The sequence below is a fragment of the Cyanobium sp. T1B-Tous genome, assembly GCF_024345475.1.
Classification (GTDB): Bacteria; Cyanobacteriota; Cyanobacteriia; order PCC-6307; family Cyanobiaceae; genus Cyanobium_A.
The window spans coordinates 1-22,523 of sequence record NZ_JAGQBE010000013.1; the positions used below are offsets into that span (position 1 = coordinate 1).

Genomic DNA, 22,523 nt, shown 5'->3' on the forward strand with positions numbered 1-22,523 from the left:
CCTGCTGGCCGGTGGCGTCTTCACCGAAGACTTCATCAACAACTGGATCGCCCTCAAGTACGAGGAAGTGCAGCAGCTGCGCCAGCGGCCCCACCCCCACGAGTACGTGATGTACTACGACGCCTGATCGCGCGACTCAAGCCCTGGCTTCGGCCAGGGCTTTTTTCATGCATGGCGGATTTGGGCGATGGCACTGTCGTGCAGGTGCTTCTCGCGGGCTTGGCGCCTGGCCCAGGCCTCCATCTGGTGCACGACATCGCCGGCGGGGTTGAGGTCGTGGTGCTGGGTGATCTGGGCCAACTCAGCGGCATGCAGCCGCGTGGCTTGGGCGTGTTGGCGGCTCCAGGTCTGAAATTCGGGATCGGGAGCCAGTGGCTGAAAACGGGAGTCGTCCATGGAGCCTCCTGGATCTGTGGTTCCAGCATGACCCCACTTCTGTAGCGGTTGCTACGAAATGGCCAAGGCTTCACAGGACGTTGCAGGCGCGGTCGCCGGCCAGATCCGCTGAAATGGGGGTCGCCTCGCTCGATCCATGCCCGATCAGCTCACCAAGCTGGCTTACCAGACGCTGCAACAGGGCAAGGCCTTGCTGGGGGTGACCCACAAGGAAGTCAGCACCCGGCTGATGGGCCTGCTGGCACCAGAAGGCACCCCGAAGACGGTGCCGGTGCCGCCGGAATTGCTCGGCCGGCTGAAGCAGGCGATGGATGCGCTGCACGAACGGGACTGGCAGGAAGCCGAACAGGGGCTGTATCCACCGTCGCTGTTGTTTGATGCGCCCTGGCTGGATTGGGCCAGCCGCTATCCATTGGTCTGGCTGGATATGCCCAGCACCTGGAGCCGGCGCCAGGAGCGCAAGGTGCGCGACCTGCCCAGCAGCATCGACCCGGAGGACTTCCCGGAGTACTACCTCCAGAATTTCCATCACCAGACCGACGGCTACCTGAGCGACCACTCCGCCGCCCTCTACGACCTGCAGGTGGAGATCCTGTTCAACGGCACGGCCGATCCCATGCGGCGCCGCTTGCTGGCTCCGCTGCTGCGGGGAATCCGGGCCTTTTCAGACCGCCCGGCGGGGCAGATCCGGGTGCTGGATGTGGCCACCGGCACCGGCCGGACCCTGCGTCAGATCCGCGGAGCCCTGCCCAAAGCCCAACTGTTTGGCCTGGACCTCTCCAGTGCCTACCTGCGGCAGGCCAACAAGTGGCTGAGCGAGTTGCCAGGGGAACTGCCCCAGCTGGTGCAGGGAAACGGGGAGCGCATGCCGTTCGCCGAGGGCACCTTCCAGGGGCTCACCTGCGTCTTCCTGTTCCATGAACTGCCCGGTGACGCCCGTCAAAACGTTTTGCAGGACGCGTTCCGGGTGCTGGAACCGGGTGGGGTGGTGGTGTTGGCCGACTCGGTGCAACTGGCCGATTCACCCCAGTTCAGTGCCGTGATGGAGAACTTTCGGCGGGTGTTCCACGAGCCTTACTACCGGGACTACATCAGCGACGACATTGAGGGGCGACTGCGCCGTTGCGGGTTTGAGGGAATCACCGCCGAAACCCATTTCATGACCCGGGTGTGGACGGCGCGCAAACCCCGCTAGCGCTTCAAACACCAGGCCAGCAGGAGCCCGGCGGTGGCCCAACGCAGCCCCCGCCAGAAGAGCACGTCCTGACGATGCGGTGGGGCCAGCTCGGCCGGGAGGGGATCCAGCAACCGCTGGGTCAAGGCGAGACGCTGCCGCTGCCGCCGCTGGGTCACCCCCGAGCTGTTGGCTGTCAGGGAGGCCTGGGTGAGCAGGCCATCGAGCAGATGCAGAAGCCGGATCGGCTGTCGCACGGGGTGGTGGCCGAGGGGTCTTAGCGGCATGGGCTGCACCCAGCGTCAGGGGTCTGGCATCAGGATGGGGCCTTCCTCAGGCAAACGTCCAGTGTCCAAGTCCCTGGCGAAGCCCCAACGCAGCTGGCCAGAGAGCGCCCTGGAGCAGGCCGTGGCCCTGCAACGCCTGTTGGCGATCGGCGATCGTGACTGGCACGCTCTCAAGGCCCAGCGTTCCCGCCGAGGCGCCGAACAGCTGGCTGCAGCGCTGGTGCTGTTGCTCAGCGGGGACGACCCCGGGGCGCCCCAGCCCAGCCCAGCCCGCCAGGAGGCGATCGCCCTGGTGGAACATGGCCTGAGCTGGCTCCGGGCTGAGGTCAGCGATCCCGGTTGCCCCAGCCACCGGCCGGCGACAGCAGCTCCGCCCGCTGACGGCTGACCGCCAGTTGCAGGCGGTTGCCCCGCTGGCTCCAGCGCACGTCGTCGAAACAGTGGTGAATCAGAAACAGGCCTCGGCCACTGGCGGCATCGAGCTGTTCGGGCAGGGTTGTGCTGCGGGATTCAGCCGGAAACCCAGGCCCCTCATCCTGCACCTGCCACACGAGCCAGCGGGGTGTTTCGATCCGGCGGACCCGCAGGCACTTGGAGGGATCACAGGCATTGCCATGGCGCACGGCATTCACCAGGGCTTCCTGGAGACCCAACTGCACCTGGCTCTGAAGTTGCAGACAGCGCACCGGCTCGATCAACAACTCCAGCAGCGGGGCCAGCTGCAGGGTGGAGGGGGTGATGAAATCCGACCAGCGCAGCGCCATTCGGCCCGGATCCGCAGGGTCCGGTTTGACCCTACGCCGTGGCCGGCCCCCTGACTCAGGCCTTGATGCGCTGTTGCAGAGCCGGATGGCGCAGCAGGGCATCCATCAGCCGCACGCCGCGCAGCTGGTTCACCAGCGGCATGTGGCCCTCCGGAGCGTCGATCGACCATTGGAAGGAGCCCGGATAGCGGGTCCACAGGCCACCATCCTTCCAGCCCAACTTGGGCCACAGCAGCTCCCAACGGCCGTTGCAGCTGGCGAGCAGGGTTCCCTGCACGGACAAGCCAAACCGGCCTCGGGAGAAACACACCCACAGCCGATCCAGACTGTCGAGGTCGGCGGAGGGCATGGGCGGCACCTCGCTGTAATAGACGTAGCCTCGTCGCACGGCGTCTGCACCCGCCAGCTCCCGGAGCAGGGCACTGGTGAGCCGATCGGCCTCCTCAAAGTGCTGGGCCATCAGGGCCCGCTGGAGCGGGGCGTAGTCGACACCGCAGGCGGACACGGTGGCCAGCCAGCCATCGGGGTAGCGACTCAGAAAGTCGTTCTGCAACCCATCGCCCTCCTCCAGCAGCATCTGGATCAGGAACCCAGCGGCCCAGTCATCGCCGGTGGCATCGAGGCCTGCGAGATGGTCCGCAATCAGGGGCCGCAGCTCCTGGCGACGGCTCTGCAGGGTCGTGACCAGGGAACGGCGTTGACGGCCGTTGGCGGCCTGGAAGCGCTCCAACAGGGCGCCTGGGCTGGCGGTAGCGGTGGCGGTGACCGGAGGTCCGGAAAGCATGGAAGGGAGGCCGAGCCTGAAGCGGTGCCAGCGTGGGCCCACTATGTCAGCAGAGATCCTCGTCAGCGATGCCGGGCGCCAGCCCCCCCCTTCCTGCGGATGCCTTCCTCTCCAACGCGGGGCCGGTGGTGGATGTGCGCAGCCCGCAGGAATTCGCCCAGGGACACATTCCGGGAGCCCACAACCTGCCCCTGTTCAGCGACGACGAGAGAGCCCAGGTGGGCACTTGCTACAAGCAGGCAGGGCGCGGGGCCGCCGTACAGCTCGGCCTGGAGTTGGTGGGCCCCAAACTCGCAGCGCTCGGACGCGAACTCCAGAACCTGGCGCAGGCAGGAGCCCCCCTGCGGCTGCACTGCTGGCGGGGGGGCATGCGGTCAGGCAGCGTGGCTTGGCTGGCCGCCACCTTGGACCTGCCGGTGCTGGTGCTCGACGGGGGCTACAAGGCCTACCGGCGCTGGGTCTTGGCCACCTTTGAGCAGCCCTGGCCCCTGCTGATCCTGGGCGGGCGCACGGGCACGGGCAAAACGGATCTGCTGCTGGCGCTGCGGGAACAGGGTGCCGCTGTGGTGGACCTGGAGGGGTTGGCCCATCACCGGGGCAGCAGCTTCGGCGGCCTGGGGTTGCCGGAGCAGCCCAGCACCGAGCACTACGAGAATCGACTGGCAACGGCCCTGCAGGCCCTGAAGGGCCGTGGTCCGATCTGGCTGGAAGCCGAAAGTGCCCAGGTGGGCCGCTGCCGCATCCCCAACGGTCTGTGGCGGCAGATGGGGACAGCCCCGGCGGTCGAGATCCTGCGGCCCCTGGCTGAGCGGTTGGACCAGCTCGTCGCCGTCTATGGCGGCCAGGGCCAGGCCCCCCTGCGGGAGGCCACCGAACGCATTGCCCGGCGCCTCGGCCCCCAGCGCACGGCGGCGGCCCTAGAGGCGATCGACCGCAGCGACTGGGCCGGAGCCTGCCTGCAGATGCTCGATTACTACGACCGCTGCTACGACCATGAGTTGAGTCGGCGCGACCGGCCGGTGCGGGCCTGCTTTGATCTCGCCGGGTTGGAGGCGGGAGTCGCAGCCCTGCGGCTGCTCCAGGATCCGTCCTGTGCCATGACCCCCTAACGGAGGCCGCTGGGGCTGACTCCTAGGATTGATTTTTGTCCCCTCTTGCCATGGGCGCCGCCATTCAGTTCTTCCGTGGAGTGGATGAGCCGGTCGTGCCCGACATCCGCTTGACGCGATCAAGGGATGGGCGCACGGGTCAGGCCCTGTTCGTGTTCGAAGAGCCTGACGCCCTCGCCCCCGAAACCATGGGGGACATCACCGGCATGTTTCTGGTGGATGAGGAGGGCGAACTGGTGAGCCGGGAGGTGAAGGCCCGCTTTGTCAACGGCAAGGCCAGCGCTCTGGAATGCACCTACACCTGGAAAACCACCGAGGACTTCGATCGCTTCATGCGTTTCGCCCAGCGTTACGCCGAGAGTCACGATCTCGGTTTCTCCGGCAACCAGGGCGAAGATCAGGGAGAGCAGGACGAGGCCTGATCCCTTGAAATTCGGCCAATGGCTGGGGCTGCTGGGGCTGGTGGCAGCCCTGGCCCTCCTCTGGAGCCTGCGCCAGAGCCTGATGCACCTGTTTGCAGCCGTGGTCCTGGCGATGGCCCTCTGCACCCTGGTGGGGGCCATCCGCAACCGGCTGAACTGCTCCAGACCGCTGGCCCTGCTGCTCAGCCTGGGGGTGGTGGCCCTGGTGCTCACGGTGGTGGCCACCGCCGTGATCCCCCCCTTCGTCGACCAGTTCGCCCAGCTGATTGCCAAGCTTCCGACAGCCGCCACAACCCTGCTGGATCTGCTGCGCAGTGGTCTGGCCAACGCCAGCCAGATGCTCTACGGCAGTGCTGGCGACAGCGTCTCCTGGTTGCGCAACGGCCTGATTGGGAACCCCGGAACCTCCGGCCTGTCCTCCGGATTGAGCTCCGGACTTGGACCCAGCCTCAGCAGCGGCGCCCTGCGTCTGCTGGGCCTGGCCGGCGGCCTGGGTACGGCCGTACTCCAGGGGCTGTTCGTGGTGGCGGTGGCCCTGATGGTGGCGGTTCAACCGGCTCCCTACCGCGAGGTCGCCGTGCTGTTGGTGCCCTCCTTCTACCGGCGCCGCTTCCGCCAGATCCTGGTGCAGTGCGGCGAAGCCCTGAGTGCCTGGATGGTGGGGGTGCTGATCAGTTCGCTCTGTGTGGGCACCCTGGCCGCCATCGGGCTCTCCCTGCTGGGGGTGAAGCTGGTGGCCGCCAATGCGCTGTTGGCGGGGTTGCTCAACATCATCCCGAACGTGGGGCCAACCCTGAGCACGGTGTTCCCGGTCTCGGTGGCGCTGTTGGATGCCCCCTGGAAGGCCCTGGCGGTGCTGGTTCTCTACATCGCCGTGCAGAACCTGGAGAGCTATCTGATCACCCCCTCGGTGATGCACCACCAGCTGCGGCTGCTGCCGGGTCTCACCCTCACGGCCCAGCTGCTGTTCACCGTGGTGTTCGGGCCGTTGGGCCTGCTGCTGGCCCTGCCCCTGGCGGTATGCCTGCAGGTGATCGTGCGTGAGGTGCTGATCCACGACATCCTGGATCCATGGAAACGCCAACGGCTGGAGGCCTGATCCCATGAACGGCCGCACGGTGCTCGGGGCGTTGGCCCTGATCGTGCTCGGGCTGCTCACCTGGGAACTGCGCTGGGTGCTGTTGGTGCTGTTCGGCGCCGTGGTGCTGGCGGTTGCCCTGGATGTGCCCATCACCCTGCTGCGACGGCTGCTGCCGCTGAACCGACCCACCGCCCTCATCGTGGTGCTGGTGGTGCTGGTCTTGGTGGGAGGACTGCTCGGCCAGCTGCTGCTGCCAGAACTGCTCGAGCAGGTCAATCAACTCACGGCCCTGCTGCCGGCCCTGGCTGAACGGCTGAGCAGCCTGGCCCGCCAGGTCACTTGGATGCCCGACCTGGAACGGCAATTGATGCAACTGGGCACCTGGGATCGTTTGCAGCCCCTCGGCAGCCAACTGCTGGGCTTTGCTGGAGGGGCCGCGAGCACCACCATCCAGCTGCTGCTAATGGCCCTGCTGGCCATCCTGCTGGCCCTCGATCCCCGCAGTCACCAGAAGGTGGTGGTGGCGATGACCCCCGACTTCTGGCGGCCCCAGATGCGCAGCCTGCTGACGGAATGCCGCCAGGCGCTGGGTGGCTGGCTGGCCGGCATGACCCTCTCCGCCGTCAGCGTGTTTCTGCTCACCTGGGCTGGATTGGCCCTGTTGGGAGTGCCCTTGGGCCTGCTCAGCGCCCTGGTGTGTGGTCTGCTGACCTTCGTGCCCACCATTGGTCCCACGGCTGCCACCCTGCTGCCCTTGGCGGTGGCGCTGCTGGTGTCCCCCGGAAAAATGGTGCAGGTGTTGGTGCTGCGTCTTGTGCTCCAGAACGCCGAGGCCTTTCTGCTCACCCCGATGCTGCTGCGGCGCACCGTGAACCTGCTCCCCACCGTCGCTCTCACGGCCCAGCTGTGCCTGGGGGCCCTGCTGGGTTTACCGGGCGTGCTCCTGGCCCTGCCCCTGGTGGTGGTGCTGCAGGTGTTCTGTGAGGAAGTGGTGGTGAAAGAAGTGATGGATCGCTGGGCCTGAACTTCAGCCCGGGGTCACTCTCGCCGCCTGCGGTAGTGCTGCAACAGCGAGGGCCACAGCAGCAAAACAGCCACAGCCAGAGGATGGCTGCGCACCGCGGCCGCCAGGGCAGCCAGGGTGAAGTGATCCCCAAGCAATTGCAGTTCCACCCGGAGATCCAGCAGGGCCAGAACCCCTAACAGCAACGGCACGGCGAACCAGCTGCGGCTGCTGCGCCTGCGGGGGCCTGCGGTGGGGGCAGCTTCAGCGACGGGACAGTACCGGCAGGAGCGTTGGTGCCACGGCGATGCTCGACCAGGCACCGATCACGATGCCGAAACTCAGGGCAATGGCAAACCAGAACAGGGTGCTGCCCCCGAAGAAAATCAGGGCAATCAGGGGGAGAAGGGTGGTGAGCGAGGTGTAGACGGAGCGGGTGAGTGTGCTGATCACGGCTTCATCGGACTGATCCGCCAAGGGGAGCTCCTTGAGCTCGTTTCGCTTCTCACGGATTCTGTCAAAGATCACCACCGTGTCATTCACCGAATACCCAGCGATGGTGAGCAGGGCAACTGCAAACAGGCTGTTGACTTCCACGCCGAACACCAGGCCCAGCCAGGCGAAGAGGCCACAGGTAATCAGGACATCATGGGCTAGACACAGCAACGCCAACAGCGCATAGACACGGTCATAGCGAAAGGTGATGTAAAGGGAAATTCCAACAAAACTCACCAACAGCGACAACAGGCTGGCCTTGAGCAACTGGGCACCCAGAGTTGGCCCAATGGTGTCCACAGAAAGGTCCCCGGGCACGGTCTCCCCCACCACGGGGCCGATGGTGTTCAACACGAGCTCGGCTTGGTCAGGGCTGAGGCTGGGCAGCCGCATCACCACGGAGCGGCCACCATCGAGCAACTGAACGGCGGCGGCGGACAGGGCAGGCGCGGGCTCGCCTTCGGCGCTTGGCAGCTTGAGGGTTCGCAGCGATGCTTCAAGGCTGCCCAGCTTGAGGTCTGCACAGGACGGTTCACAAAGCCGCTCGATCTGGATCTGGGTTCCACCGGTGAAATCGAGACCTGGACGCAACGGTGCGCGGATCGATGGGGACAACCAGCTGATGGCCATGCCCAGGAGACTCAGCACGATGGCCACGCTGGAGAGCAGCCACAGTTGGCGCCGATGGCGGTTAACCCGAAAGGCGAAAAGGCCTGTTCGCCCATTAGCGGACTGAGCAATCACGGAAGGATTGGCCATATCAAGCAATGCCTTCAGAACGCTGGGACACGGGGATGAAATACGAAATCTGTCGCAGAGCTGGATAACTCATCAGCACCCGCAGCAGGGTTCGGGTGCAGGTGAGTGCGCTGAACAGACTCAGCAGCACACCGATGCCGAGGGTTACCGCAAAACCTTTGACGAATCCCGTACCAAGGGCAAACAGGGCGACACAACTGATCAAGGTTGTGACCTGGCCATCCAGGATCGAGGAGAACGCCAGTGAAAAGCCCGTATCGATCGAGCGAATCAGGGTGTTTCCGGAGCGCAGTTCCTCCTTGATCCGCTCAAAGATCAGCACATTGGCGTCCACCGCCATACCGAGAGAAAGAATGAACCCGGCGATCCCCGGCAGGGTGAGGGTGACTGGGATTAGCGCGTAGACAGCGAGATTGAACAGGCCATAGAGGGAAAGGGCCAGAACCGCCACCACCCCGGCCAACCGGTACACAACAAGCATGAACACGGCCACAAGGAAGAGGCCGCTCAGGGCAGCCGCCAGGCTGGTGCGGATGTTGTCCGCACCCAGGGACGGCCCCACGGTGCGGACTTCCACGATCTTGACGGGCAGCGGCAGGGAGCCCCCTCGCAACTGCACCTCCAGATCACGGGCCTCCTCGGCGCTGAAATTGCCGGTGATGCTGGCCGAACCGCCGCTGATGCCGGCTGCCTTGAATTCCGGGCCCACGCTGGCCTCACTGATCGAACGGCCATCCAGAACGATGCCCAGCAGGCGATCTGTTCCGGCGATGCCCTGGGTGAGCTGGGCGAACTTGACGCCCCCTTCGCGGTTGAAGGACAGCGTCACATCCCAACCGGTTCCGGTCTGTTGCTGCTGACGGCCGGCGGTGGTGAGGTCTTTGCCGGTGAGCTGGGCCGGCTCGTACAGCTCCACGATGCGGGTGTTGACGGCCTTGAGCAGCAGGTCGAGCTGGTCAGCTTCACTGCTGCCGGGCGGCACCTGGATTCCCAGGGAGGCCAGGGACGCGGCGAGCTCCTCGGCCTTGATGGTCACCTGGGGCTGGGCCGGCTCAGGCTGGCCTGTGGGGTCGGCTTGGGCAGCCTTGGCCTTCTTCTGGTTGAGAACGGCCTGGGCTTGGCGCTTGAGGCGGAGCAAGCCCTGCATCTGCTGTTCCGTGCCGGGCTTCTGGGCCCTGAACTCCAGCAGGGCTGTGGTGCCGAGCACGGCGGCGGCCCGGGAGGGATCCTGCTCTCCGGGCAACTGCAGCACCAGCTGATCGTCGCCGACGGTCTGAAGCGTGGACTCCGCCACACCCAGGCCGTTGATGCGCCGATCAAGCACCTCCTTCACCGCATCGAGTTGTTCCTTCTGAACCGACTTGACCGCCCCGGCAGGCAGAACCTGCAGGGTGAGCTGACTGCCGCCCCGGAGGTCGAGACCCAGCTGGAGGGGGAAGGAGGCGAGCAGGGCTCCCGCAGCGATCGCCAGAGCAAGAATCAGGGCAAACCACCCCTGTTGGCGGGCCATCTCAGAGTTGACCGGCGAGGAGTTGCTTGGCGGTGTCGACGATCTGGTGGGGTTGGATGATCGTCAGGTTTTCCAGGGCGCCGTTGTACGGGGTCGGGATGTCCTGGGAGGAGAGGCGAATCGGCCTGGCGTCGAGGTCGTCAAAGCACTGCTCCGTGATCAGGGCCAGCAGCTCGGCGCCGATGCCGCCCGTCTTCATGCATTCCTCCACCACGATCACCCGATGGGTCTTGCGGATCGAGCGGGCAATGGTCTCCATGTCGAAGGGCTTGAGGCTGATCAGATCGATCAACTCCACGCTGACCCCGTCCTTCTCCAGCTGCTCCACCGCCTTAAGGCAGTGATGACGCATGCGGGAGTAGGTGAGGATCGTGACGTCGCTGCCCTCCTGCACCACATCCGCCTGATCGAGGGCGCAGGTGTACTCGCCGTCGGGGATGTCCTCGGAGAGGTTGTAGAGCAGCACGTGCTCGAAGAAGAGCACCGGGTTGTTGTCGCGGATGGCGGCCTTCATCAGGCCCTTGGCGTTGGTGGGGGTGCTCACCGCCACGATCTTGATGCCCGGCACGGCGTGGAAGTAGGCCTCCAGGCGCTGGCTGTGCTCTGCCCCCAACTGGCGCCCCACGCCACCGGGACCGCGCACCACGGTGGGAATGGTGAAGTTGCCGCCGCTGGTGTAGCGGAGCATCCCCATGTTGTTGGAGATCTGGTTGAACGCGAGCAGCAGGAAGCCCATGTTCATGCCCTCCACGATCGGGCGCAGGCCCGTCATCGCCGCGCCCACCGCCATGCCGGTGAAGGCGTTCTCGGCAATCGGGGTGTCGAGCACCCGCAGCTCGCCGTATTTCTCGTAGAGGTCCTTGGTGACCTTGTAGGAGCCGCCGTACTGGCCGACGTCCTCGCCCATCACGCAGACGTGGGGATCGCGGGCCATCTCTTCGTCGATGGCTTCACGAAGGGCGTTGAACAGCAGGGTCTCTGCCACGTCTGGGCTTGCACCGTATGGCCGCCAACCTATCTCAGCCGCCAGCGGCGGATCCGGCTCAGCCGCCAGCCGCGAAGGTGGAGAGCAGCAGCACCGAGAGGAGCATGCCGGGGAGCAGCAGCGTCACCAGCAGGCCCAGGTCGTGGGGAGTCATGAACCGATGCCAGTGACGGGAAGCTAGGCGGTTTTGTCGGCCTCGGCAGGGGCTGATCCGGAGCCGGACACCAGGCTTTGCACGAACACCAGGCCCAGGCCCAGGGCGATGAAGGCAAAGCTGAAGGTGGCCAGGAAGGACATGCCCACGATCAGGGTCTTGAGGGCAGTGGCAATGCTCTGGGCAATCGCCGAGCCATAGCTGGGCGGATGCAGGGCGTAGTAGGCCACCAGCCGCTGGCTCAAGCCCAGGGCCAGCCAGGCCAGCAGGCCGGCGGTGAGCGAACCGGACAGAAAACTCAGCGGCCCCTTTCGGGGCCTGGTGGAGGCTGGGGTCTCCAGGGCAGGGCTGGAGCTGGGATCGGAATCAGTCACGGGTCCAGGCTGACACCCTGGCGGCTGAAGCCACAACACCAGGCTTCAAAGCCCGCCGCCTCCAGCTGGGCCGCCAGGGCGGCATGGGCCGCTTGCGCCTCGGCGAGGTGGGCGAACAGGGCGAACAGGCTCGGGCCCGATCCGCTCATGGCCACCGCCAGGGGGCGTTCCGTCTGGCGCAGCAGGGCCAGGCCCTGCCGCACGCTGCCAACCTCCGGTTCCACCACAGCCTGCAGGTCATTGCGGAGCGAGGGCAGGGCCGAACCCTGGAGCAGGGCCTGCAGCAGCGGGCCCTCGCGCAACGCCTGCCGGCGTTGGGCGAAGTCGGGCTCCCCATCCAGGTAAAAGTCGCCGCGCATGGCCTTGCAGCGCCCATAGGCCCAGGGTGTGCTCACGCTGACCTCGGGGTGCTTGATCAACAGCACGGCCAGGTTGAGGGGCTGTTCAGGCACCAACGGCTCCAGCCGCTCCCCGCGACCGAAACACAGCTGGGTGCCACCGTCGAGGCAGAACGGCATGTCGGATCCGAGCTCAGCCGCCATGGCGTGCAGGGCTGCGCCATCAAAGCCGAGGCCCCAGAGGGCATTGAGGCCCACCAGGGCCGCCGCCCCGTTGCTCGAGCCCCCAGCCAAACCGGCACCGATCGGAATGCGCTTCTCGAGCACGATCTCGGCCCCCAACTCCGTAAAGCCCGAACGGGCACGCAGCAGCTCGCCGGCCCGCACGATCAGGTTGCTGCCGTCCGTGGGCAGGTCGCTGCGGTCACAGCGCAGGCTGATCTGGGCATCCGCCGTGGGGCGCATCCTCAGGGTGTCGGCCAGATCGATGGACTGCATCACCATCGCCAGCTCGTGGAAGCCGTCGGAACGCAGCCCGAGCACCTCCAGGTGCAGGTTGATTTTGGCGGGGGCCCGCACACACAGGTCAGCCATGGGCGGAAGTGGGGACCGGGTCCGTTGCGCGCATCGCCTGATTCAAACCGTTGGCCAAGGCCACCCAACCCTCGGGGGCGATGTCCTGGGGCCGCTGCTGCAAACCCATACCCGCAGCCTCGGTGAGGGAAGCCAGCTCAGCCTCCGGCAGCAACCCCGCCAGGGTGTTGCGCAGCATCTTGCGACGGGCGGCAAAACAGCGCCTCAACAGTTGCTCCACCGTGCGCGCCACCTGGGGGTCGAGCTGCTGCGACGCCGGCAGCGGATCCAACACGATCACTTCGGAGTGGACCTTCGGCGGCGGCTGGAAGCAGCGGGGGGGAACCGGGCAGACCGACCGGCAGTCGGCCAGCAGCTGCATCCGCACGCTCAGGGCCGAGTAGGCGCTGCTGCCGGGCTGGCAGCGGATGCGTTCCCCCACCTCCCGCTGCACCAGCAGCACCAGTCGCTCGTAGGGCTGGGCTGCGGGCCGATCCAACCGGCCCACCAGGCGTTCCAGCAAGGGGCCCGTGATGTTGTACGGAATATTGGCGACCACCTTGTTGGCCCCCGGCAGCTCCACCGCCAGCACATCCCCGGAGGTGAGGCTGAAGCGCGGTTGATCGCCAAAGCGACCCTGCAGACCCTCCACCAGATCCCGATCCAGCTCCACCGCCAGGACTGCCGACGCAGGGGACGCCAAGAGCCGCTCCGTGAGGGCCCCGCGCCCCGGACCGACCTCCAACACCCGGTCGCCGGCATCCAGCTCGGCCGCTGTCACGATCTGGCCCAGCACCGTTTGATCCACCAACCAGTGCTGGCCGAAGCGCTTGCGGGCGCGGTGGGCAGCAAAACTCATGGATGGCGTCGCAGTTCCTCCACCTTGCCTGTTTCCCGGCCCCACCTCCTCCTGCTGGCCCTCTTCGGGGCCGTGGGCCTGCCGTTGCTCAGTGCCCCTGCCCGGGCGGGAAGCGTCACGGCCTCCTCGATCTGGGACCAGAGCAACGCCCTGGAACGGGCCCGCGAACAGCTGCCGGCGGGAGCCACCGTCACTGCCGAGCGCTGCCAGGAGGTGGAGGTGGGCATCGGCAACATCCGCTACCTGTGCACGGTGGAATTCCAACCCGCCAGCGAGACCAGTCCGGCCCCTAGCCCCGCCCCATCCCCCTAAAACCCTCAGCCTTGGGGCCGTATCCAGCGCACGGGAGCGGTTGTGGGGGCGAGGGGCACCAGGGCATACACCAGCTCCACGGGACTCTCCGCCCACTGCGGGTGGGCCGCAAGCCAGCAGCTCCAGGCCTGCTCCAACCGTCGCCGTTTCTGCCGTCGCAGGCCAGCGACCCCCCAGCCATCGGGCCCCTGGCGGCGCCGGCCCTTGACCTCCACCAGCAGCAGCCGGCCGGACTTTTCCAGCACCAGATCCAGTTCGCCCCAGCGACACCCCCACTGATGGGACAGCAGGCGCCACCCCCTGGCCCGGAGCAGCCGCAGCACCCGCTGCTCAGCCCAATCCCCCTGACGGCGGGCGGCGGTGCGCGGCATCGAGACCATCCTGAGCTGGTTCAGGGTTCCCACCAAACCCGTCCTGACCGCACCAAAGGGCCTCCCTAGGCTTGCGGCAGCTTCCCTGCTGCCATGCTCCCGCCGTCCTCGCCCGGTTGGGCACCTCGCCGCCTTGTCCGTCTGGTGTCAGGGGTGTTGCTGGCCCTCTCCCTCAGCTGGATCGGACCCATCGCCCCAGCCGTGGCCGCAATGGATGTGGCCAAGCAGGTGCTGATCGGTGCCGACTTCCACGATCAGGATCTGCGGGGTGCCACCTTCAACCTCACCAACCTGCGGGATGCCAGCTTCGCCGGCTCCGACCTGCAGGGGGCGAGCCTGTTTGGCGCCAAGCTTCAAGACGCCGATCTCAGCAACACCAACCTGCGGGAGGCCACGCTCGATTCCGCGATCTTTGATGGCACCAACCTCAGCAATGCGGTGCTGGAAGATGCCTTTGCCTTCAATACCAAGTTCACCAACGTGGTGATCGAGGGTGCCGACTTCACCAACGTGCCTTTGCGGGCTGACGCCCTCAAAACCCTCTGTGGCGTGGCCAGCGGCACGAATCCCGTCACCGGCCGCGACACCCGGTCCACCCTCGGCTGCAGCTGACCCGACCCGTCATGAGCTTCGACGCCCGCAGCCGCGAACGCCTTGAGGCCCTCGGCCGCCGTCTGCCCCAACCTCTGCCCACGCCGGCCCCTCCCCAGCAGGCCGCGACCAAGGCCACCGACAAACGCCACCGCGTGGAACGGGAGGAGAACCCCGAGGCCCTGTTTCGCGAACTGATGCAGGTCAGTCCCGATGGCACGGTGCCACCGCACCTGATGGAGCGGTTACGGGAGTTGGAGGCCCGCCGCCAGGGCCCGGTCCCGAACGCATCACGCTCCACCCCCTCCCCCACTCCAGGCAAGGAGCGCAGCAGAGCAGCGGGGGCCAACACCGTGGGCCGCGCGGATGCCCGTACCGCCGCCGCGCACGGCGACCTTTACACCGCGTTTCAGCAACTGCTGCTGGAAGATGAAGACGACGCCTGACTTCGCCGTGGATGCGTGCCCTTTTACGGCCCCAGGGCCTTCGCTGAGGTAGGCATAAGACATGCCCGTTCCCCTCTCCAGCGACCCCAGCCTGGCCGCCTTCGGCTCCAGCCTCACCGCCATCACCCTCGCGGAGCTGGGCGATAAAACCTTTTTCATGGCCTTGATCCTGGCGGTGCGCCACCGGGCCCGCTGGGTGTTCTTGGGGGCGTTTGCCGCGCTCACAGCGGTCACCCTGATCTCCCTGGCCCTGGGCTACGGCCTGCGGGAATTGCTGCCCCAGTCCGTGGTGCCCTGGCTGGCGGCGGCGCTGTTTCTGGCTTTTGGCCTCAAGCTGCTGATCGATGCCCAGGGCATGGCCGCTGACGCGGCCGAGGAGGAAGCCGAGGAGGCCGAGGAGGCCATCAATGCGGCGGAATCCAACAACCCCCTCACCACTGCCTGGTCCGTGATCTGGGAGGCCTTCGCCCTCGTGTTTGTGGCGGAACTGGGGGACCGGACCCAATTCACCACGATCTTCATGGCCACCGCACCAGCCCAGGTGTTCAGCTTTGCCGGACTTCTGGCGGGCACCTTGCTTGGTCATGCCCTGGTCACCTGGTTGGCGGTGGGCGCCGGCAAGTGGATCGGCCAACGGGTCAACGAGCGGCTCCTGTACCGCCTCAGTGGCGGCCTGTTTCTCGTGTTCGGACTGGCGGCCCTCCAACAGGCCCTGGGCTGAAGCGCGCCCCGTAAGGTGGCCCCAGTCCATCGACTCAGGGTCCTAGGAGCGCCACGATGACCATTCGCATCGGCATTAACGGATTTGGCCGCATCGGCCGTCTCGCCTTCCGCCGTGCCATGGCCCTGACGGATGTGCAGGTCGTGGGCATCAACGACCTGATCGATGTGGAGTACCTGGCTTACATGCTCCGCTACGACTCCACCCATGGCCGCTTCCAGGGGGAGGTGGCCGTGGAGAACGGCCAGCTGGTGGTGAACGGACAGACGATCCGCATCACCGCTGAGCGCGATCCCAACAACCTGAAATGGAACGAGGTTGGGGCCGACTACGTGCTCGAGAGCACCGGTTTCTTCCTCACCGATGAGGCCGCCCGCGCCCACATCAACGCCGGCGCCAAGCGGGTGGTGATGAGCGCCCCCTCCAAGGACGCCACCCCGATCTTCGTGATGGGCGTGAATCACAGCACCTACGCCGGTCAGGACGTGGTGTCCAACGCCAGCTGCACCACCAACTGCCTGGCGCCGGTCGCCAAGGTGCTGCACGACAACTTCGGCATCGTCAACGGGCTGATGACGACGGTGCATGCCACCACCGCCACCCAGAAAACCGTCGACAGCCCCTCGGTGAAGGACTGGCGCGGCGGCCGCGGTGCGGCCCAGAACATCATCCCCAGCTCCACCGGCGCCGCCAAGGCCGTGGGCCGGGTGATCCCCGAGCTCAACGGCAAGCTCACGGGCATGGCCTTCCGCGTGCCCACCCCCGACGTGTCGGTGGTGGACCTCACCGTGAACCTGGCCAGGCCCGCCAGCTACGACCAGATCAAGGCCGCCATGAAGGCCGCCAGCGAGGGGCCGATGGCCGGCATCCTCGGTTACACCGAAGACGAGGTGGTGAGCACGGATTTCCTCGGTGAGAGCTGCACCTCCGTGTTCGATGCCAACGCCGGCATCGCCCTCACCGACACCTTCGTGAAGCTGGTGGCCTGGTACGACAACGAGTGGGGCTACAGCTGCAAGTGCATCGACCTGATGCGCCACATGGCCACGGTCGACTGAGCACTGGACTGAGACAGGCCGGGCACTGGTGAAGGGTCCCTCCCTTCCCAGCCCATGGCCTGCGGTGCCGTGATCTCCCTGCTCGATACCCAGCAGTCCCGCCAGGGCCACTGGTGGCTCCCCGATGCTGGCTTTCCCCAGCACCTCGCCAGCCTGCTCGGCTCCCCGCTGCGTGCGAGTGGGCAGCCGCCGCGCAGCTGGTGGGAGCTCGCCGCGGTGTTCGAGCCGCTACGGCCGCTGCCCGCGTCAGACGCCCCGCCAACCACCACTGGCGCCACCTACCGCTACCTGATCTGCCTCCATCGGCGCGGCAACCGCCTGTCCTGCTGGCGCCGCTATCCGCAAGGCCTGGGCTGGCAGCGCCGCTGCGGACCCATGCCCCTGGCGCACTTCATCCACCGCTTCAACCAGCACCTAATCTCGCCCCCATGACCGGCAATCTCCAGGCGATTGGCTTTCTATTCAGCTGGGTGCTGGGCTGGGGCATCGGCGGATCCCTGATCGACGCCGGGTTGATCCAGGCGGGCGTGTATTCCCTGGAAACCGGCCAGCTCGGCACGCTCTCCACCTTTGTGCTGTGGACCCTGGCCTGGGGCGGTGGCGGCTTTTGGCTCTACCAGCGCTTCACCAGCCCCGATCCGCACGCCCGTGCGTCGGATCCATCCGACTCAGGCGACTCCCAGAGCTAAAGGGCGCCCCATCGCCCCTCCAAAATCAGTACGCCTGAACTAGTGTCGAGGGATCTGCGGTCTGCCCTTGGCTCCACGCCCGCTTCCCAACTCCCTCGCACCCAGCACCCTCGAGCCAACGGCCACCAGCCTTGAAGAGCAGCTGATCCGCTGCCGTGCCAGCACTTTTTTGCTGCGGGTGAGCGGCGAGTCGATGCAGGGAGCCGGCATCCGTCACGGCGACCTGCTGATCGTCGATCGGGGACTGGAGCCCCGCGTCGGCCAGATCGTGGTCGCCTACCTCGACGGGGGTTTCACCCTCAAGCGGCTGGCTCGGCACCGGGGGCGGCTGCGGCTGGAAGCCGCCCATCCGGCCTACCCCCCCCTGGAGCTGAGCCGCTCCGACGAGCATCGGCTCTGGGGCGTGGCGCTCCACGTGATCCGCGCCCTGGCAGCCAGACCGCTCCATCGCTGAGCAAGCCATGGGGTCCTGTCCGTTGGCCAGCAGCCACCCCGCCATCGTGCTGATCGACGGCAACAACTTCTACGCCTCCTGTGAAGCGGTGATGGATCCGGCCGTGCTGGGCCGACCGCTGGTGGTGCTCTCCAACAACGACGGCTGCATCGTGTCGCGCAGCGCCGAGGCGCGAGCCCTCGGCATTCGCATGGGCCAGCCCTACTTCCAGGTGCGACGGGATCTGGAGCGCCAGGGCGTGGTGGTGCGCAGCTCCAACTACACCCTCTACGCCGACATGAGCCAACGGCTGATGGCCACCCTGGAACCCTGGGTGGAAGCCCTGGAGATCTACTCGATCGATGAGGCCTTTGGCCGATTGGGACGACCGGCCGGCAACGGCGACCTGAGCGGCTGGGGCCAGCAGCTGCGGCACCACGTGCTGTGCCAGCTCGGGCTGCCGGTAGCCGTGGGCATCGGTCCGAGCAAGGTGCTGGCCAAGCTCGCCAACAGAGTTGCCAAGACGACCCCGGCACGCAACGGCGTCTTCGACATCGGCAGCATCCCCGACCCTGATCCCTACCTCGAAGCGATCGCCGTCGAAGAGGTCTGGGGCATCGGCCGCCAGCTCTCCCGCTGGTGCCGGCTGAGAGGCATCAGCCATGCCCGCGCCCTGCGGGACATGCCCACCGGAGAGCTGCGGCGGCGCTGCGGCGTCGTGGGCGTGCGCCTGCAGCAGGAATTGCGCGGCCATGCCTGTCTGCCGCTCGAGTTGGTGCCGGCTGCAAAGCGGGAAACCTGCGTCAGCCGCAGCTTCAGCCAGCCCATCACCACCCAAGCCGAGCTGAAAGAGGCGATCGCCACCTACCTGAGCCGGGCGGCGGAGAAGTTGCGGCGGCAACGGCAACGGGCCGGCGCCATCACGGTGTTTGTGCGCAGCAGCCCCTTCAACGGCACCAGCTTCTACAGCAACAGCGCCACCGTGAGCCTGCCCCTGGCCAGCAATGACACGGCCGTGCTGCTGGCGGCAGCCCTGCCCCTGGTGCCGCAGCTGTTCCGCCCCCACAAGCCCCTGCAGAAGGCCGGCGTGCTGCTGCAGGCCCTGCAGAGCACCACGACCCTGCAGCACCACCTGCTGCTGCCGCTACCCGAGGAACAGCAACACCGTCGTGAGGCCCTGATGGCCGCGATCGATGCTCTCAACCGGCGCTATGGCAGCGGCACCGTGCAATGGGCCGCGGCCGGGCTGCACACTCCCTGGCGGATGCGGCGCTCACGCCTATCGCGGTCAACCACCACCCAGCTGGACGCCATCCCGGTGGTGCAGGCCTGAAGGGGCCCCAACCGGGAACTCAGGCGAGCTCCTGCAGGGCGGCCTCGATCATGGCGGCCGTCACCGCAATGGTTTCCAGTTCGTCGGCATTGTCGAGGTAGGCCTCGAAGGAGGCATAGCGCCGCAGATGGGGCTGGGCCGCCGGCTCGGCACAGGCCTCGCTCCAGCAGATCCCATCGGATTGCTCGGATTGCACGGCGCGGAAAGCCGTCAGGGCTTCCTCGAGATCGCCACCATCGCCGATGGCCTCACCGTGCCAGAACGCCTCGAAAAACACCATGGACCGGAACGGGGGCATGCCAGCTGCAAGCAGCGTATCGAGCTCTCCGGCAGGAGGAGTAGAAACAAGGGAATCAGGTTCTTCCATGGGTCAAAACTCCCCTGCAGCAGGCAAAACCTGGTGGGAACGGCAGCGCACCGGACTGTCCAAAGTGGTGGCCGTGCTGATGTTCTCGGTGGTAGCCCTCACCCAGAGCCGCTGGGAACTGCAGCACGAGGACGTGGCCACCTTCCTCTACAGCGCAGGATTGGCCCTGGCTGCCATCGGAGCGGCGGGGCGGATCTGGTGCTCGTTCTTCATCTCCGGCCGCAAGGACGGCCAGCTGGTGACGGAGGGTCCGTACTCGATCAGTCGCAATCCCCTCTACGTCTTCAGTGGCATCGGAATGCTGGGGGTTGGACTCACCACGGAAACCCTCACCTACCCGCTGCTGTTTCTGTTGATCTTTGGCCTGTATTACCCCGGGATCATGGGCCGCGAGGAGCGGCGACTCGAAGAGCTGTTCGGTGACGCCTACCGCACCTACCGGCAGCGCGTACCGCGCTTCTGGCCCCAGCCTCGGCTCTATCGCGAACCAGCCAGCTGGAGCAGCAACCCGCGCCTGTTCCGTCGCCACATCCTGAGCGACATCTGGTTTGTGTGGATTGCCGCGATCATCGAGTTGGTGGAGGGATTCCGCAACATGGGTTGGCTCCCCCACCTGGTGCAGCTCTGGTGAGCTCACCAGCGGGCGTCACTCACCACCAGTCATCCCAGAAGGGGCCGCCGAAACCGTCATCAAACGCAGGCTCAACGGTCCAGGTGGGGGGTGGTCCACCAGCCATCGGCGGTTTGGGGGGGCCGGAGAGCGTTTCCGCGTTGATGCCGGGAATCGGCAGGGGCTCACACGGGCACAGGCAGGCACCATCGGGGCCCATCTGGCCGACGGTGGGCTCGGCACAGCCGCAGGAACATCCCTGGGCCAAGCCAGCGGGGGGAGCCATCAGGCAGAGCAGGGCCAGGCAAGGGGCGAAACCACCCATGGGGTGAACGGAGGGCAGGGGCATCGAATCGAACTGGGTGGGAGGGCAACAGGCTGAAACGGGAAGCGGGCGCTGCGCTCAGGCGGCCGGTTGGGCCATCACCTCCCCATAGCCGGCACAGCGCTGGGAATCGAGGTGCTCCAGGTGCTTGCGCTCGTTGTAGTAGAGCTCCTGAAAGCGCAGGGCATCGCCATTGAGCTCGGCGAAGAGGGCCTCGATCCGCGCTTCCATGTCGCTCACCGGAGCCAGGCCTGAGGGCGTGGCCCGGGCCTCCTGCCGTTCCTCATCCAGCAGCCGGGCGATGCAGCGCTCCAGGGTTTCGAGCCGTTGACTGCCCCAGGCATCCAGCAGGTGCCGGCAGCGCTTGACACTCTTCTGCCGTTCCAGGGCGGCCGTGGCGCCGCGCAACTGGAGCAGGGGCTGGCTGAGGGCCATCCGCTGCAGTTCACTCGGCTCCAGCAGGGGGGTCAGCCGGCCGAGCAGGGCGCTCTGCTCCACCACCAGCAGGTCGGCCAACAACCGGGGCAGGTCAAGATCCGCCAGCTCGAGGCCAGGGTCGCTGCCCCGGTTGATCGCCTCCAGCCGACCAACGCCCAGGTTGTCCTCCTCCAGGGAACTGATCGAGGCCCAGAGCAGGCGATGGTGCTGCAGGGCGAAGTCATCCAGTTCCCGCTGGCGCAGCTCCACCCGGATCGCGGTGCGATGGGTGGGGCAATGGAGGTAGAGCCGCAGTAACTCCGCCTCAGCCCGCTCCCGCAGGCCCGCCTCGCCGGGCTGCTCCCACTTCTGGGAGCGCCCATGCCAACGCTGGCCCTTCACCTGCTGGCGCAGGTCATCTTCGAGCTGGATCGCCAGCCGGGCCTGGCCACCGCTCAGCCGTTCGGCCACCCGCTGGAGGTAGTGGCTGCGCACGGCGCTCTGGGGCAGCTTGCCGAGCAGGGACACCAGGGCCGTCACCGCCTGCTGGAACTGGTCGGCTCGGGCCAGATCGCGCCCTTCGAGCACCTGCTCCATCTGCCAATCGAGCCAGAGGGGGGCCTGATCAAGCAGGGAGCGGTACTCACCGGCACCGTGCTGCTGCAGGAACTCGTCGGGGTCCTTACCGGCCGGCAGGTGCAGCACCCGCAGTTCGAGCTGGCCCTGCAGGGCCAGCTGCTCCACCTCACCGATGGCGCGCTGGGCGGCGCGCACCCCGGCGCCATCGCTGTCGAAGTTGAGGATCAGCCGCCGGCTCTCGCAGCAGCGGCAGAGCTGGGTGATCTGCTGGCTGCTGAGTGCCGTGCCCAGGGCCGCCACCGCATTGGTGATGCCCGCGGCATGGAGGGCGATCACGTCGAAATAGCCCTCCACCACCACAGCCCGGTCGTCCTTGCGGATGGCCGTGCTGGCCTTGTCGAGCCCGAACAGGTGTTTGCCCTTCTCAAACACCTCCGTCTCCGGCGAGTTGAGATATTTGGGCTCGCCGCCATCGAGGCTGCGGCCGCCGAAGCCGATCACCCGGCCCTGGCGATCCTTAATGGGCACCATCACCCGAGCGCGGAAGCGGTCGTAGAAGCCGTCACCGCCCTTGCGGGGCACCACCAGGCCGGCCGCCTCCAACAGCTCCGGCCCCAGCCCCTCCACCTGCTGCAGGTGGGAGAGCAGGCCATCCCAGCGATCGGGGGCAAAGCCGAGCTCAAAGGCCTCGAGGGTGGCCTCACTCAGGCCGCGGCTGTCGCGCAGGTAGGCCAGGGCTGCGGCTCCCTCGGCGGAGCGGAGCTGGCTGCGAAACCAGCCCGCCGCCAGGGTGAGCACGCGGTGCAGCTGCTCGCGGCGGGAAAGCTGTTTGCGCAGCCGTTCCTGCTGGGGGCCGTCGAGGGTTTCGATCGGCAGCTGGTATTTGCGCGCGAGCTCCAGCACCACATCGCTGAAGCTCTGGCGCTGGTGCTCCATCAGGAACTTGATGGCATTGCCCCCCGCCCCGCAGGAGAAGCAGTAGTAGAACTGCTTGGCCGGGGACACCGTCATCGACGGTGACGTGTCGTCGTGGAAGGGACAGATGCCGACGTACTCCCGACCCTTTTTCTTGAGCACCACGTGCTCGCCCACCACATCGACGATGTCGGCGCGCTCCTTGACGGCCTCGATCGTGCGGGGGTGGAGACGCGGCAGGCTCAAGGGACGGGGAGGCGGTGGTGGGCACTGAAGCGACGCTTGATTC

The 22,523-nt window shown here is 66.8% G+C and carries 31 protein-coding genes; 16 read left to right on the plus strand and 15 right to left on the minus strand.

What is annotated here, in order from left to right:
- Positions 1 to 165: 165 nt before the first annotated feature.
- Positions 166 to 396, minus strand: a complete 231-nt coding sequence (locus KBY71_RS04930; protein ID WP_254927850.1) for a hypothetical protein — start codon at positions 394 to 396, stop codon at positions 166 to 168.
- 136 nt (positions 397 to 532) lie between these two features.
- On the opposite strand from KBY71_RS04930, the gene KBY71_RS04935 reads away from it, so the two are divergent.
- Positions 533 to 1,591 (plus strand): class I SAM-dependent methyltransferase, encoded by a 1,059-nt coding sequence (locus tag KBY71_RS04935; RefSeq protein WP_254927851.1) that lies wholly within the window; start codon positions 533 to 535, stop codon positions 1,589 to 1,591.
- Here KBY71_RS04935 and KBY71_RS04940 read toward each other — a convergent pair.
- Positions 1,588 to 1,857, minus strand: a complete 270-nt coding sequence (locus tag KBY71_RS04940; protein ID WP_254927852.1) for a hypothetical protein — start codon at positions 1,855 to 1,857, stop codon at positions 1,588 to 1,590. The two genes, KBY71_RS04935 and KBY71_RS04940, sit on opposite strands and share 4 nt — an antisense overlap.
- A gap of 61 nt (positions 1,858 to 1,918) precedes the next feature.
- Between KBY71_RS04940 and KBY71_RS04945 the strand changes: the two genes are divergently transcribed.
- Positions 1,919 to 2,245: a DUF6439 family protein gene (locus KBY71_RS04945; RefSeq protein ID WP_254927853.1), complete on the plus strand. Its 327-nt coding sequence runs from the start codon at positions 1,919 to 1,921 to the stop codon at positions 2,243 to 2,245.
- On the opposite strand, the gene KBY71_RS04950 is transcribed toward KBY71_RS04945, so the two are convergent.
- Both KBY71_RS04950 and KBY71_RS04955 read right to left on the minus strand, forming a co-directional pair.
- Positions 2,184 to 2,621 (minus strand): ATP-binding protein, encoded by a 438-nt coding sequence (locus KBY71_RS04950; protein ID WP_254927854.1) that lies wholly within the window; start codon positions 2,619 to 2,621, stop codon positions 2,184 to 2,186. The two genes, KBY71_RS04945 and KBY71_RS04950, sit on opposite strands and share 62 nt — an antisense overlap.
- A 55-nt stretch (positions 2,622 to 2,676) precedes the next feature.
- Positions 2,677 to 3,405: a GUN4 domain-containing protein gene (locus tag KBY71_RS04955; protein ID WP_254927855.1), complete on the minus strand. Its 729-nt coding sequence runs from the start codon at positions 3,403 to 3,405 to the stop codon at positions 2,677 to 2,679.
- A gap of 68 nt (positions 3,406 to 3,473) precedes the next feature.
- Between KBY71_RS04955 and mnmH the strand changes: the two genes are divergently transcribed.
- Genes mnmH through KBY71_RS04975 form a run of 4 tightly spaced genes read left to right on the plus strand, consistent with a single transcriptional unit; the run spans position 3,474 to position 7,041 of the window.
- Positions 3,474 to 4,514 (plus strand): tRNA 2-selenouridine(34) synthase MnmH, encoded by a 1,041-nt coding sequence (mnmH, locus tag KBY71_RS04960; protein WP_254927856.1) that lies wholly within the window; start codon positions 3,474 to 3,476, stop codon positions 4,512 to 4,514.
- A 50-nt stretch (positions 4,515 to 4,564) separates the two neighbouring features.
- Positions 4,565 to 4,936, plus strand: coding sequence for a photosystem II reaction center protein Psb28 (psb28, locus tag KBY71_RS04965; protein WP_190389590.1), 372 nt, complete (start codon positions 4,565 to 4,567; stop codon positions 4,934 to 4,936).
- A 4-nt stretch (positions 4,937 to 4,940) separates the two neighbouring features.
- Positions 4,941 to 6,035 carry an AI-2E family transporter gene (locus KBY71_RS04970; protein ID WP_254927857.1) on the plus strand — a complete coding sequence of 365 codons (1,095 nt, stop codon included), beginning with the start codon at positions 4,941 to 4,943 and terminating at the stop codon, positions 6,033 to 6,035.
- A gap of 4 nt (positions 6,036 to 6,039) precedes the next feature.
- Positions 6,040 to 7,041, plus strand: a complete 1,002-nt coding sequence (locus KBY71_RS04975; protein WP_254927858.1) for an AI-2E family transporter — start codon at positions 6,040 to 6,042, stop codon at positions 7,039 to 7,041.
- A gap of 14 nt (positions 7,042 to 7,055) precedes the next feature.
- Here the strand turns inward: KBY71_RS04975 and KBY71_RS04980 are convergent, their stop codons facing one another.
- The 7 genes from KBY71_RS04980 to rsmA form a co-directional block, all read right to left on the minus strand.
- Entirely contained in the window at positions 7,056 to 7,232 is a 177-nt protein-coding gene (locus KBY71_RS04980) for a hypothetical protein (RefSeq protein WP_254927859.1), read from the minus strand.
- Between the two features lie 52 nt (positions 7,233 to 7,284).
- Entirely contained in the window at positions 7,285 to 8,274 is a 990-nt protein-coding gene (gene secF / locus KBY71_RS04985; protein ID WP_254927860.1) for a protein translocase subunit SecF, read from the minus strand.
- Position 8,275: 1 nt separating this feature from the next.
- On the minus strand, positions 8,276 to 9,784 hold the full coding sequence (secD, locus tag KBY71_RS04990; RefSeq protein WP_254927861.1) for a protein translocase subunit SecD: 1,509 nt from the start codon (positions 9,782 to 9,784) through the stop codon (positions 8,276 to 8,278).
- A 1-nt stretch (position 9,785) separates the two neighbouring features.
- The gene (locus KBY71_RS04995; protein WP_254927862.1) at positions 9,786 to 10,769 is read right to left on the minus strand and encodes a pyruvate dehydrogenase complex E1 component subunit beta; all 984 of its coding nucleotides are present in this window, start codon (positions 10,767 to 10,769) and stop codon (positions 9,786 to 9,788) included.
- Positions 10,770 to 10,946: 177 nt separating this feature from the next.
- Positions 10,947 to 11,297 carry a DUF3082 domain-containing protein gene (locus tag KBY71_RS05000; RefSeq protein WP_254927863.1) on the minus strand — a complete coding sequence of 117 codons (351 nt, stop codon included), beginning with the start codon at positions 11,295 to 11,297 and terminating at the stop codon, positions 10,947 to 10,949.
- Positions 11,294 to 12,229 carry a 4-(cytidine 5'-diphospho)-2-C-methyl-D-erythritol kinase gene (gene ispE / locus KBY71_RS05005; protein WP_254927864.1) on the minus strand — a complete coding sequence of 312 codons (936 nt, stop codon included), beginning with the start codon at positions 12,227 to 12,229 and terminating at the stop codon, positions 11,294 to 11,296. Before ispE ends, KBY71_RS05000 begins: the two co-directional genes overlap by 4 nt.
- Positions 12,222 to 13,067, minus strand: a complete 846-nt coding sequence (gene rsmA / locus KBY71_RS05010) for a 16S rRNA (adenine(1518)-N(6)/adenine(1519)-N(6))-dimethyltransferase RsmA (protein ID WP_254927865.1) — start codon at positions 13,065 to 13,067, stop codon at positions 12,222 to 12,224. Before rsmA ends, ispE begins: the two co-directional genes overlap by 8 nt.
- A gap of 24 nt (positions 13,068 to 13,091) precedes the next feature.
- On the opposite strand from rsmA, the gene KBY71_RS05015 reads away from it, so the two are divergent.
- The gene (locus tag KBY71_RS05015; protein ID WP_254927866.1) at positions 13,092 to 13,379 is read left to right on the plus strand and encodes a hypothetical protein; all 288 of its coding nucleotides are present in this window, start codon (positions 13,092 to 13,094) and stop codon (positions 13,377 to 13,379) included.
- 5 nt (positions 13,380 to 13,384) lie between these two features.
- Here the strand turns inward: KBY71_RS05015 and KBY71_RS05020 are convergent, their stop codons facing one another.
- Entirely contained in the window at positions 13,385 to 13,750 is a 366-nt protein-coding gene (locus KBY71_RS05020; RefSeq protein ID WP_254927867.1) for a YraN family protein, read from the minus strand.
- Between the two features lie 93 nt (positions 13,751 to 13,843).
- Between KBY71_RS05020 and KBY71_RS05025 the strand changes: the two genes are divergently transcribed.
- The 8 genes from KBY71_RS05025 to KBY71_RS05060 all read left to right on the plus strand — a co-directional run bounded on the left by KBY71_RS05025 (position 13,844) and on the right by KBY71_RS05060 (position 19,021).
- Positions 13,844 to 14,362: a pentapeptide repeat-containing protein gene (locus tag KBY71_RS05025; protein WP_254927868.1), complete on the plus strand. Its 519-nt coding sequence runs from the start codon at positions 13,844 to 13,846 to the stop codon at positions 14,360 to 14,362.
- Positions 14,363 to 14,373: 11 nt separating this feature from the next.
- Complete coding sequence (locus KBY71_RS05030; protein WP_254927869.1) at positions 14,374 to 14,787, plus strand: hypothetical protein; 414 nt, start codon at positions 14,374 to 14,376, stop codon at positions 14,785 to 14,787.
- Positions 14,788 to 14,848: 61 nt separating this feature from the next.
- Complete coding sequence (locus KBY71_RS05035) at positions 14,849 to 15,508, plus strand: TMEM165/GDT1 family protein (protein WP_254927870.1); 660 nt, start codon at positions 14,849 to 14,851, stop codon at positions 15,506 to 15,508.
- Between the two features lie 56 nt (positions 15,509 to 15,564).
- Positions 15,565 to 16,566 (plus strand): type I glyceraldehyde-3-phosphate dehydrogenase, encoded by a 1,002-nt coding sequence (gene gap, locus KBY71_RS05040; protein ID WP_254927871.1) that lies wholly within the window; start codon positions 15,565 to 15,567, stop codon positions 16,564 to 16,566.
- A gap of 54 nt (positions 16,567 to 16,620) precedes the next feature.
- Positions 16,621 to 16,998: a hypothetical protein gene (locus KBY71_RS05045; protein ID WP_254927872.1), complete on the plus strand. Its 378-nt coding sequence runs from the start codon at positions 16,621 to 16,623 to the stop codon at positions 16,996 to 16,998.
- Entirely contained in the window at positions 16,995 to 17,255 is a 261-nt protein-coding gene (locus KBY71_RS05050) for a hypothetical protein (protein ID WP_254927873.1), read from the plus strand. Before KBY71_RS05045 ends, KBY71_RS05050 begins: the two co-directional genes overlap by 4 nt.
- A 67-nt stretch (positions 17,256 to 17,322) precedes the next feature.
- Complete coding sequence (locus KBY71_RS05055) at positions 17,323 to 17,709, plus strand: LexA family transcriptional regulator (protein WP_254927874.1); 387 nt, start codon at positions 17,323 to 17,325, stop codon at positions 17,707 to 17,709.
- 7 nt (positions 17,710 to 17,716) lie between these two features.
- Positions 17,717 to 19,021, plus strand: coding sequence for a Y-family DNA polymerase (locus KBY71_RS05060; RefSeq protein ID WP_254927875.1), 1,305 nt, complete (start codon positions 17,717 to 17,719; stop codon positions 19,019 to 19,021).
- 19 nt (positions 19,022 to 19,040) lie between these two features.
- Here the strand turns inward: KBY71_RS05060 and KBY71_RS05065 are convergent, their stop codons facing one another.
- Positions 19,041 to 19,319: a hypothetical protein gene (locus KBY71_RS05065; protein ID WP_254927876.1), complete on the minus strand. Its 279-nt coding sequence runs from the start codon at positions 19,317 to 19,319 to the stop codon at positions 19,041 to 19,043.
- 67 nt (positions 19,320 to 19,386) lie between these two features.
- On the opposite strand from KBY71_RS05065, the gene KBY71_RS05070 reads away from it, so the two are divergent.
- A complete protein-coding gene (locus KBY71_RS05070; protein WP_254927877.1) occupies positions 19,387 to 20,019 on the plus strand; it encodes an isoprenylcysteine carboxylmethyltransferase family protein in 633 nt (210 codons plus the stop codon).
- Between the two features lie 19 nt (positions 20,020 to 20,038).
- Here the strand turns inward: KBY71_RS05070 and KBY71_RS05075 are convergent, their stop codons facing one another.
- Positions 20,039 to 20,347 (minus strand): hypothetical protein, encoded by a 309-nt coding sequence (locus KBY71_RS05075; protein ID WP_254927878.1) that lies wholly within the window; start codon positions 20,345 to 20,347, stop codon positions 20,039 to 20,041.
- Between the two features lie 54 nt (positions 20,348 to 20,401).
- Positions 20,402 to 22,480 (minus strand): DNA primase, encoded by a 2,079-nt coding sequence (gene dnaG / locus KBY71_RS05080; RefSeq protein ID WP_254927879.1) that lies wholly within the window; start codon positions 22,478 to 22,480, stop codon positions 20,402 to 20,404.
- Positions 22,481 to 22,523 lie beyond the last annotated feature (43 nt).